11 protein-coding genes and 1 pseudogene are annotated in these 10,593 nt (G+C 59.2%); 8 read left to right on the top strand and 4 right to left on the bottom strand.

Features of this window, described 5'->3' with window-relative positions:
* Together AC1DS3_RS29060 and msuE are read right to left on the bottom strand one after the other, a co-directional pair.
* Positions 1-536 (bottom strand): putative oxygenase MesX (locus AC1DS3_RS29060; protein ID WP_477128458.1); only part of this gene is annotated, 536 nt, incomplete at its 3' end.
* 44 nt (positions 537-580) lie between these two features.
* On the bottom strand, positions 581-1,162 hold the full coding sequence (msuE, locus tag AC1DS3_RS29055; RefSeq protein WP_441641248.1) for an FMN reductase: 582 nt from the start codon (positions 1,160-1,162) through the stop codon (positions 581-583).
* A gap of 151 nt (positions 1,163-1,313) precedes the next feature.
* On the opposite strand from msuE, the gene AC1DS3_RS29050 reads away from it, so the two are divergent.
* From AC1DS3_RS29050 to AC1DS3_RS29040, 3 genes are all read left to right on the top strand, one after another.
* Positions 1,314-2,228: a LysR family transcriptional regulator gene (locus AC1DS3_RS29050; RefSeq protein ID WP_441641239.1), complete on the top strand. Its 915-nt coding sequence runs from the start codon at positions 1,314-1,316 to the stop codon at positions 2,226-2,228.
* Positions 2,228-2,896: an epoxyqueuosine reductase QueH gene (locus AC1DS3_RS29045; RefSeq protein ID WP_477128457.1), complete on the top strand. Its 669-nt coding sequence runs from the start codon at positions 2,228-2,230 to the stop codon at positions 2,894-2,896. The genes AC1DS3_RS29050 and AC1DS3_RS29045 overlap by 1 nt, the downstream gene beginning before the upstream one ends.
* A gap of 123 nt (positions 2,897-3,019) precedes the next feature.
* The gene (locus tag AC1DS3_RS29040; protein ID WP_441641241.1) at positions 3,020-3,826 is read left to right on the top strand and encodes a methylenetetrahydrofolate reductase; all 807 of its coding nucleotides are present in this window, start codon (positions 3,020-3,022) and stop codon (positions 3,824-3,826) included.
* Positions 3,827-3,999: 173 nt separating this feature from the next.
* Here AC1DS3_RS29040 and AC1DS3_RS29035 read toward each other — a convergent pair whose 3' ends face one another.
* Positions 4,000-4,341, bottom strand: a complete 342-nt coding sequence (locus AC1DS3_RS29035) for a YciI family protein (RefSeq protein WP_441641242.1) — start codon at positions 4,339-4,341, stop codon at positions 4,000-4,002.
* Positions 4,342-4,725: 384 nt separating this feature from the next.
* Between AC1DS3_RS29035 and AC1DS3_RS29030 the strand changes: the two are divergent.
* Positions 4,726-5,652, top strand: a pseudogene (locus tag AC1DS3_RS29030) (ISNCY family transposase); the annotation flags it as partial.
* Positions 5,653-5,914: 262 nt separating this feature from the next.
* Here the strand turns inward: AC1DS3_RS29030 and AC1DS3_RS29025 are convergent.
* Entirely contained in the window at positions 5,915-6,748 is an 834-nt protein-coding gene (locus tag AC1DS3_RS29025; RefSeq protein WP_477128456.1) for an AraC family transcriptional regulator, read from the bottom strand.
* A 75-nt stretch (positions 6,749-6,823) separates the two neighbouring features.
* Between AC1DS3_RS29025 and AC1DS3_RS29020 the strand changes: the two genes are divergently transcribed.
* The 4 genes from AC1DS3_RS29020 to AC1DS3_RS29005 all read left to right on the top strand — a co-directional run.
* Entirely contained in the window at positions 6,824-8,944 is a 2,121-nt protein-coding gene (locus AC1DS3_RS29020; protein WP_477128455.1) for an FUSC family protein, read from the top strand.
* 4 nt (positions 8,945-8,948) lie between these two features.
* A complete protein-coding gene (locus AC1DS3_RS29015; RefSeq protein WP_441641245.1) occupies positions 8,949-9,152 on the top strand; it encodes a DUF1656 domain-containing protein in 204 nt (67 codons plus the stop codon).
* 1 nt (position 9,153) lies between these two features.
* Complete coding sequence (locus AC1DS3_RS29010) at positions 9,154-10,080, top strand: HlyD family secretion protein (protein WP_441641246.1); 927 nt, start codon at positions 9,154-9,156, stop codon at positions 10,078-10,080.
* Positions 10,077-10,593, top strand: a 517-nt coding sequence (locus AC1DS3_RS29005; RefSeq protein ID WP_477128454.1) for a TolC family protein, incomplete at its 3' end; no start/stop codon positions are given. The genes AC1DS3_RS29010 and AC1DS3_RS29005, both read left to right, overlap by 4 nt.

The following is a 10,593-nucleotide window of genomic DNA, read 5'->3' as shown; positions in this document are numbered from 1 at the left end:
GTCGAGGCGCTGATACAGATGACAGGCGGCTTGTTGAAGCACTCCTTGTAAGTGCTTGAGTTAGCAAATTGCTTGAACAGTTTTCCATGCAGGTCGCCAAAATTGTCTGGTGTGCTGAAATCCTGTCGATTGACGTTGTGCTCTGGAAGTAAGACACTGAAATCGTAATCGCGCACGTAGGAGGAGAAATTGTTCCCCGCGATGCCGTCAATGCGTTTGTTCGTTTTCTTGTCGAGAATGCTGGTTTTCAGTATCTCGATCAACGGAAATACAYCATTGCTGCTCGTGGTGTCAATAGTCATCTCAACGGAGATGATCTCGAGTTCGACAGAGTAGCGATCTCCCGTCGGATTGTCCCAATTCGCCAGGGCGTTGAAGCGATTGTCAATCATCCTCAGCGTGTTGCGTAGGTTCTGCTGCCGACTCTTTCCCCGGGCCAGGTTGGCAAAGTTGGTGGTTATGCGCGTGCTGTCCGATGGGCGATAGTTTTCATCGAAACAAATGCTCTTAAGTTTAAAGGTAAGTTCGTTGTTCATTGCGATCTAGTGACCTAATTTCTGAGAAATAAACGATTCTTGTTTCAGGCCACAACCACTTCCTCGGCCAGAGAGGGCCTGGCCTGGCGCGCCAATGCGACCAACGGCAATGCTCGTTGAACAGCGAGTCTGGCCCGCTCGATCACGGCCTCGTCCTGCAGACAGTAGTCCACGAAATCCTTATCGGTMGCGTAGATCCCCAACGGCAACGTGCGTGCCTGGAAGAAGCTGAACAGCGGCCGCAGTTGGTGGTCGATCACCAAGGCGTGGCGCTCGCTGCCGCCGGTGGCAGCCAACAGGACGGGCTTGTCGATCAGGGCGTCCTGATGAATGAAGTCGAAGAAGTGCTTGAACAGTCCCGTGTAGGAGCCGCGGAAAACCGGGGTTACCACAACCAGCACGTCAGCGTGCTCGACCGCTGCAAGTTCCTGCTCCACCATGTCGGATAGTTGGGACCTCCAGACCGCGCCAGCAAGCAGAGGTGCAATCTCTCCCATTTCAATCAGGCGCTGTTGGCATGGGACTTCGCCGGCGATCAGGTCCAGCAGGTGCTCTGCCAGGAATGCGGACTTGGAGGGGCGTTGCAGTCCACCGGAAACCGCTACTACACGGAGTGGATGTGTCATTTTTGCTTTCATTCGGCGCTCAAGGATCACGCAAACCACCTGCAACAGTTGCAGATGCTTGGCCCATGCGCCAATGGGGAGGATGCTACCGGCGGCGATCCATGATGTAAAATGGTTTTATTTCATAAATCCATGAATATGAGTCATACAAATGCTTGAGCGTATTCACCTCAGCATCGTTCAGCAGGTCGAGAAACAAGGGTCGTTGACGGCCGCCGCTGGCGTGCTGAATCTGACCCAATCGGCTCTAAGCCACAGCATGAAAAAGCTGGAGCAGCAACTGGGCACCGACGTCTGGCTACGCGAAGGGCGAAGTCTGCGACTGACACAGGCCGGTCAGTACCTGCTGGCGGTGGCGAACCGAGTGCTGCCGCAACTGGACCTGGCCGAAGAGCGCCTGGGCCAATTTGCGCAGGGCGAACGCGGAGCGCTGCGGATCGGTATGGAATGCCACCCTTGCTACCAGTGGCTGCTCAAAGTGGTTTCTCCCTATCTGGCTGCATGGCCCGATGTGGAGGTGGACGTCAAGCAGAAATTCCAGTTTGGAGGGATCGGCGCGCTCTTCGGCTACGAGATCGACCTGCTGGTTACGCCTGACCCACTGTTCAAGCCGGGGCTGAAGTTCGAACCAGTGTTCGACTACGAGCAGGTGCTTGTCGTGCCCAGAGGCCATGCGCTGGCTTCTGCGACCTATGTGAAGCCCCAGCAACTGACCCAGGAGGTGCTCATCAGCTACCCCGTGGACATCGAGCGCCTGGACATCTACAACCAGTTCCTGTTGCCAGCCGGTGTCACACCCAGGCGCCATAAAGCCATCGAAACCACCGACATCATGCTGCAAATGGTGGCCAGCGGGCGCGGTGTGGCCGCGCTACCGCGATGGCTGGTCGAGGAATACGCGGCCAAAATGGACGTGGTGCCCGTGCGGCTGGGCGCACGCGGAATCGCCAAGCAGATCTTCCTGGGGGCACGCGAGGCAGATACTGGCATCGACTACGTAAGGGCCTTCATCGAGCTGGCACGCCAGCCTGCCCCCACCATCACCGTTGCACAAGGAGCCAACTGATGAGCATCACCGTCGAACGCGAACCGCTTCCATTGCCCGGTGGCCACAACAAGGTGTTACTGCACTCCTGTTGCGCACCCTGCTCGGGTGAAGTCATGGAGGCCATGCTCGCTTCGGGTATCGACTACACGATTTTCTTCTACAACCCCAACATTCACCCACTCAAGGAATACGAGCTGCGCAAGAACGAGAACATCCGCTTTGCAGAGCAGTTCGGCGTGCCCTTCATCGATGCGGATTACGATCGGGACAACTGGTTCGAACGGGCCCGGGGCATGGAGCACGAGCCCGAGCGCGGTGTGCGCTGCACCATGTGCTTCGACATGCGCTTTGAGCGCACTGCGCTGTACGCACACGAGCACGGCTTTCCGGTGATTACCAGCTCGTTGGGCATCTCGCGCTGGAAGAACATGCAGCAGATCAATGACTGCGGCGTGCGTGCCGCAGCGAAGTACCCTGGCCTGACTTACTGGGAATACAACTGGCGCAAAGGCGGTGGCTCCGCGCGCATGATCGAGATCAGCAAACGCGAGAACTTCTACCAGCAGGAGTATTGCGGATGCGTCTACTCGCTGCGCGACACGAACCGGCACAGGGTGGAAAGTGGTCGCGAGCGCATCCAACTGGGCGTGATGTTCTACGGCGACGAGGCACCAGCAAAAGACTGATGTGCCTTGTAGCGGAGTGCACCCTCGGGGGCATTCAGAATTGTTCAATGGCTTCTAGCGTGCTCAATCAGACCTGGCGCGTCGGAGTTTCCCCAAGATTCGCCAAGTATGGCAAGACCCTTGATGCATCCCGAAGAACCCAGGCTCGCTGGCAACATCATCACCGATGCCTATTCGCTAGAAGTAAGCGCAAAAGACATTCCTGCATTGACTGCAGCAGCGCCGCGAATCTTGCCCGCATCAACAATTTCCATTCCCTACCTTCCACGTGAGGACGACGATGCGCGACTGGCCGCAGCGCAGGCCGCGCGCAGGCTCGGCTTTGAGCCCATGCCGCACTTGTCTGCACGTCGTATCGCCTCGCTTGCTGCGCTTGATTCGCTCGTCAAGCGAGCGGTCGCTGAGGCTGGCGTCGAGCACTGCTTCGTGATCGCAGGAGATCCGCTCACTCCGATGGGGCCGTGTTCCGACAGCGCCTCGCTGATTGAAACAGGCGTTTTCGAGGGATCGGGCATCAAGGTGGTCGGCGTGGGTGGCCATCCAGAAGGCCATCCGGTCATGAGCATGACCGATCGGTGGGAGGTTCTAGAACGCAAGCGCCACAGCATCGAACGACGCGGCATGACGCCCTTGATCGTCACGCAGTTTGCATTTGATGCAGACATCGTGTTGGCGTGGTTGCAAGCCTTGCGCGAGCGGGGCATTGAACATCCAGTGCGTGTGGGCGTGCCTGGCCCTGCAAGCATCGCGGTGCTGGCACGCTATGCCGCCTTGTGCGGCGTCAGCGCATGCGCTTCGATCTGGTCCACGTACGGCGTCTCCATCGGCAAGCTGTTCGGCTCGGCGGGGCCGGATCTTTTTGTTGATCGTCTGGCCACCGGCCTAACAGAGGCACATGGAAAGGTAAGCCTGCATTTCTTTCCATTCTGAGGTGTCGCACAGTCGGTGAGATGGATAGAGCAGTACAGTTTTCGTACCGAACTGCTCCCCCGGCGGGGTACCTGAATCGAGCAATGCCAGGCCGGTCAGCCTATGACCGCTGCTGGCCGAACGCGGAAGCTCGCCGATCGCCTGGCGATCGCCGTGGATACGGGCTCCACCCGTCAGCTCTCTGGGTCGTACCCAAACTCGCGGAGTTCCTGCGAGCAGCGGCAAGCTTTGGCGATCTTTGCAGCCCACTGGATGGCGGCTTCGCGCGACGGGAGCTCCAGAACACAGAGGCCGCCGTCGAACTCCTTCGTCTGGGGATAGGTTTCGTTTGTGAACGCGCCGTCTGAGGCGACCATGAGTGGTGCGACATCCTCGTTGATACCACCACCGAACACGTACACGCCTGCAGCCTTCGCCTCGCGTATCACCTCGCGCGCAGCTTCGCCCACGGCGGCAAGGTCCTCGTCGGGGATTGCCATCGCCCTTCCAGGAAAGGAGATAAGGTATTTCGTCATTGTTCKGTCCTTCGGTTGAGGTCGGTGCTGTTCGTGATGTCTAACGTGTTATGGGGCGATGTACTCCGCACGATGCAAGAACTACTAGGCCGTGCGGACGCAGCCACGCAGACGATCTATACCCACGTAATGCGGTTAGGCGTCTTGGCGGTGTGCAGCTCGCAGGACGGACTGCTATCGGGGCGCGAAGCGGCTAAGTGATTGACCGCTCCTGGCCGGACTCGGACGACAGCGCCAGGTCGATAAGTGACCATTTTGGGGACCTGGGCCCGCACCCCCCTTGGGTTAAGTTCAAATGTCGTACCCCCGGCTCGGATCCTGCCATGCTGGCGGCCTGCAAGCCACCCAGGAGCGCGACCATGGGCCGACCGGACACGATCAACCATGAGCATACGTGAACTGGACCGGCTTAAGGCCATTCAGGCCGTGTTGGATGGACGTTTGGCGCGTTGGCGCGCGGCGGAACGCCTGGGCATCAGCGCGCGCCATGTCCGGCGCCTGGTGCTGCGTTTGCAGGAAGACGGGCCCAGCGGCCTGACCTCCCGCAAGCGCGGCCGTGATAGCAATCGGCAACTGCCGCCAGGTCTGGAAGCGCGCGTGCGCGGCCTGATCCGCGACAGCTATGCCGATTTCGGCCCGACCCTGGCTGCCGAGAAGCTGCGCGAGCGCCATGGCATCGACCTGGCCACGGAGACGGTGCGCCGGATCATGATCGACGCCGGCTTCTGGGTGCCGCGCAAGCTGCGCCCGCCCAAGGTCCATCAGCCGAGGACTCGCCGTGCCTGCCTGGGCGAACTGGTGCAGATCGACGGCAGCGACCATGCCTGGTTCGAGGAGCGGGCGCCGGCCTGCACACTGCTGGTCTATGTCGACGATGCCACCAGCCAGATGATGCAGCTGCTGTTCGTGCCGACCGAATCGACGCCGGCGTACTTCGAGGCGACGCGGGCCTATGTCGAGCGCCACGGCAAGCCGCTGGCGTTCTACAGCGACAAGGCGGGCATTTTCCGGGTCAATGCCAAGGATGCCGCCGAGGGGCGTGGCTACACGCAGTTCGGGCGCGCCCTGTTCGAGCTGAACATCGACATCCTGTGCGCCAATTCCAGCCCGGCCAAGGGCCGCGTGGAGCGGATGAATGGCACCCTGCAGGACCGGCTGGTCAAGGAACTGCGGCTGCGCGGCCTCAGCACCATGCCAATCGCCAATGCCTTTGCGCCAGCCTTCATGGCCGACTTCAATGCCCGCTTCGCCAAGCCGCCGCGCAGCGACTTCGATGCCCACCGGCCGCTGCGCGTTGACGAGGACCAGGGCAGCGCAGAAGCAGGTTTCGGGTAGGAATAGCGAAATTGCGACCCCCATAGAGGCCGCCTATCGCGGATTCGACGTCGGTGTTGACTTAACGCTTGAACGTTACCATGTTCCCTTGAGCCGTCAATGCCTTCCCGAACTTGACTTTTATAGCAGATTTTGCGACGTCCGTTGTCACCCAATAGCAAGTGCCGCCTCCAATACCCCGGTAATGAAAACGGACACCGCTGCAGCAGATGATCATTTCAGTATGCCAGCCTGATTTTTATGCCGAAGACTGAGCCTTCGACATTTGCGCAGACTCGGATTGGCTGCGCGTGAGCGCCGCGAAATAGCGAYCTGGCGGATGTCCCAGCGCTTTCTTAAACATGGTGATGAAAGCGGTGACTGATTCGTAACCGAGGTCATCGGATACTCGCTGCACTGATGCGCCACCTGCAAGTTCACGTACGGCGACAAGTAGATGTAATTGCTGTCGCCATCTACCAAACGTAAGCCCTGTTTCCTTGAGCACAAGCCGGGACAAAGAGCGATCGCTCATCGCCAAACGTTTCGCCCATTGAGAAATCGTACTTCGATCCCCTGGATTGGCGTGCAACGCGTCCGCCATCTGGCGGATCTTCGGATGCTCAGAAGTGGGCAGATAGAGACGTTCCACCGGCATCAGCGCTAATTCGTCCAACAACACGCGTGCAAGATGGTCCGTATGGCCGCCTTGCTCGTAATCCAGGGAAACTCCCGCCAGATGCAAAATCATCTCTCGCACCATGGGTGAAATGGACAAAGTGCAGCAGTGTGTCGGCAAAGCCACGATGCCTGGTTCCGCAAAAAGGTAACAAAGTCGGGCGTTCGGGGTGGCACGATTGCTGTGCAGCATATTTCCGGGAATCCAGACGCCGCACTGCGGTGGCACGATCCAAAAGGCACCCTCCACCTGACAGGTCACGGCCCCATGCAGTGCCAACACCAACTGTCCCTTTCTGTGCTGGTGCACTGGGATTTCCCCTGCATGCTCAAGCACGTTCATGCGAAGCGCCACCACCGGCCGGTTGGTATCGTCGGGGTCTTGAGACCCCGGGAAAGAAAGGGTGCGATCCACAGTTTGGCAAATTTTAGATATATGTTGGCATTCTAGCGAAATTCTGGCGGAGAGGATGCGGGCACAGTGTGTGTCATGCACAAGTCAAATCCCGACCATATCCCAACTCCGGATACATCTCGGAAAGATCCGCGACGTTGGACGCTGCGCGATCCTTTCCGATGGGCCTATGCGCCCCAGGCCCTCAAACCTGAACTGGAGGCGGTGCTCTTTTCGCTCAAGTGCTTCGCTGCCGCGATGCTCGCTCTCTACCTGTCATTTCGGATCGGATTGACACGCCCATTCTGGGCGCTTGGAACCGTCTATTTGGTCTCGCAGCCGTTTTCCGGCATGTCGGTCAGCCGAGGACTGTTCCGACTTCTCGGAACGGTGATGGGTGCGGCAGCCACCGTGTTCCTGGTGCCAACCTTTGTCAACGAGCCAATCGCTCTCAGTATGGTGCTGGCGTCGTGGATCGGGATCTGTCTGTACATCGCCCGCCTTGACCGGACGCCGCGCGCCTACGCTTTTCAACTCTCCGGGTACACCACAAGCCTGATTGGATTTCCATACCTCATGAATCCTGGCGGGATCTTCACGATCGCCAGTGTTCGCGTTCAAGAAATCTCGATCGGCATTCTGTGCGCGACGCTGATCCACGCTCTGATCCTGCCTCGCAGGGTTGCACGCCGAGTGCAAGCGCGCGTTGCCGGCATTCTCGCCGATTCTGAGCAATGGACGCGCCACATGCTAGGAAATGCACGGAACTCCGTACTTGTAAAGGACCGGGCCCGGGCCGCTGTGGACATGCTGGATCTGCACCAACTATCCACGCACTTGCCCTTTGAAAGCGGGGATGGTTCCGTACAAGTTCAAATTCTGCGGACGCTGCACGAGCGACTATTAACGGTGTTGTCGCTGTCCGGTGCCATCGACGATGGCCTGGCGGAACTCCACGCCTCTCAGCATGGCGTGCCAGCGCAACTCCTTGTGTTATCTGAGCAGGTGCGGTCTTGGCTGGACACACCCGGCAGCATGCGCGATCCAACGACGACAAATGGGCTGACAAAGCGCCTGCGCTCAGACCTTGCAGTCAAATCCAGTCCGCCCACTTGGCGCGATCTCCTCATCGAGAATCTGGCCTCAGACCTTGCCGAACTAGTACTCGCCCACCAGGATTGCCGTGTGTTGGAGCAGCGACTGAAGTCCCCCCGGCCGCAATGGATGCGCGACCTGCCCGAACGGCTGCTCGGCCCAAACAGTGGCTACGCTCTACATCGTGACTACTGGCTAGCCGCGCGCAGCGCCATTGGCGCCGCTATCGGGATAACGGTCAGCTGCGCGCTCTGGATATGGACAGCGTGGCCTGATGGCGCTACCGCCGTTTCGCTCGTAGGCGTGGCGTGTGCGCTCTTTGGGACAAGCGATCAGCCTGTCGGCAGTTTCACGCGCTACACGATCGGCTCAATTGTCGGAGTCGCAGTCGGCTTCGTCTACGGCTTTGCCGTCCTCCCCCGCGCAACGGACTTCGTTACGCTGGCTGCCGTCCTTGCACCCACCTTGCTCGCGAGCGGATGCCTGCTAGCCAAGCCGCTATACGCCTTTGCCGCGTTGGGCGTCGCGTTGACCTTCCCCGTAATTGCCGGGCTCGGGCCAACCAATGCTTCCGATTTCTCATCTGCGGCCAACGGCTCACTGGCCCTCCTGATCGGCTCCGGGATGGCTGTAATCAGTCTCCGCCAGTTTCAAACGATGGGAACTGAACATGTCACCGGCAGGATCATGAGAGCGATCAGGCGCGATGTTGGGCGTCGAGTGGGCATTGGACGACCCTCCGAGATCGACCGCTGGACTAGCCGCATGGTGGATCGCGTCGGCCTGCTCGTCCCGCGGTTGACCGGAACTAGCGACTCCAACGACCTCCTGCGCCAAGCACTTGCCGACGTGCGAACTGGGAACACTGCCGGCGAACTTTGGGTACTCGAAAAGCAACTGCAGAACCGAGAGGTCAAGTCTCGCCTTGCTGCACTCCTGAACGAACTCGCGGAGTACTTTCAGACGCGCAAGGCTACGCGAATTGATGCTMTCCTCGGACGGCTAGACGCCGTGATGGTGGCAGTGGCAGTTGAAGCGAACCCTGTGCGCAAGAAGGCTCTCTCTCTTCTCTCCGCCCTTCGCCGTGACTTGTCGTCGCGTGCAAACTCAACCGAATCCTAACCCGATGCTCAGCGACATCTCAATTGGCGGGGTTTTCCTGCCACGGCTTTTGGTCTCGACCTGCGTTGCCTTCGTACTGATGGCGCTGTCATCCCGGCTACTAGCGGCCCTTGGCCTCTATCGGATTTTCGTCTCTCCGCCGCTCGTCAACATTTCTCTTTGTTCGATCTGGCTTGGTCTGTCGGTGTGGTTCGTGTATGCAAATTGATATGAAGCATTCGCTTGGTTTACTGGGGCGTTGGGCTGCCACGCTCCTCCTTGTCGCCGTGGCGATCGTTGTCGCGCTCTCGGTTTGGAAACGTCACGAAAAAGATCCGTGGACTCGCGATGGCCATGTCCGTGCGGACGTCGTTCGCGTCTCGTCAGATATCGGCGGACTTGTCACGAAAGTCCTCGTTCACGACAATGAACGGGTTCGCGCCGGACAACTCCTTTTTATCTTGGACGGCCCCCGTCACAAGGCCGCTCTCGGGCAAGCCAATGCTGCCATCCAGAGTGCCAAGGCCAACATCCAGAGTGCAACGGCCAATCTCGAACTAGCTCGCCGCGAAGCCAAACGTGACATAGCGCTCGGCAACCTAGTTGCAACCGAAACACACGAACAAAGCGTAGCGAAAGTGGAAACTGCACTTGCGGCATTGGCACAGGCCAACGCCTCAAGCAATGCGACGCTCCTCGCACGAGAGGTCGCACTACTCAACATTCAGCGCACCGAGGTCCACGCGTCTGTTGATGGGATCGTCACAAACCTCGACCTGCATTCCGGCGACTTTCTGCCTGTTGGCGCTCAAGCGATGGCTCTCGTCGATACTGATTCGATCAGAGTTGAAGGCTATTTTGAAGAGACCAAGCTACGGTGCCTTAGAGTCGGAGACAAGGCCACCGTGCGCCTGATGGGGGAGGAAGACGACCTTGTAGGTCACGTCGCCAGCATCGCTGCCGGTATCGCAGACGATCAACGATCGAATACACACAATCTCCTACCGGCTGTCCAGCCCACCTTCTCCTGGGTAAGACTAGCGCAGCGGATTCCCGTACGGATACATATAGACAAGATGCCCACGGACACCCTGTTCATCGCAGGTCGTACGGCCACTGTGAGGATCGATTCAGCGTCCTCCGGGAGCTGCAAGTGACGGGGAAGGCCTTTCGCTCCGCATTTCTCGTTCCGCCATTCCTTCTTGGGCTTTTCGGTTGCGTKGCCGGGCCGAACTACCGTGTTCCTGATAGCGCCGCCGCGCTCGCCCCCGCCGCGCAGCAGAACTTTGTCGGCGGTCGCAATGCGGCCTATTCGCAAGCGTCGCTTCCAGACCAATGGTGGAATCTCTATGACGATCCCCGACTGAGTGCATTTGTCCGAGAGGCGTTGAGAGCAAACACCGAGTTGCGCGCGGCGGACGCGAACATTCGTCAGGCGTCAGCGGTGGTGCGGGAAACCGAGGCGGCGCGCTCGATCCAAACGGACATGACGACAAGCGCTGCGGCCGCTCGCGTGGGAGGGTACACATTAGCCAAGCCAGGCGCTCCATACACCTATGTTCTCGGAATGAGTCTGTCCCTACCGCTGGATCTCGCCGGTGGAATTCGGCGGGGCATCGAAGCCGCAAGCGCAAATGCCGAGGCCGCACAGGCTGCACGCGATCAAGTTC

This window comes from Cupriavidus sp. 01L46, from assembly GCF_056399905.1.
This window is presented reverse-complemented; position numbering and strand designations above follow the sequence as displayed.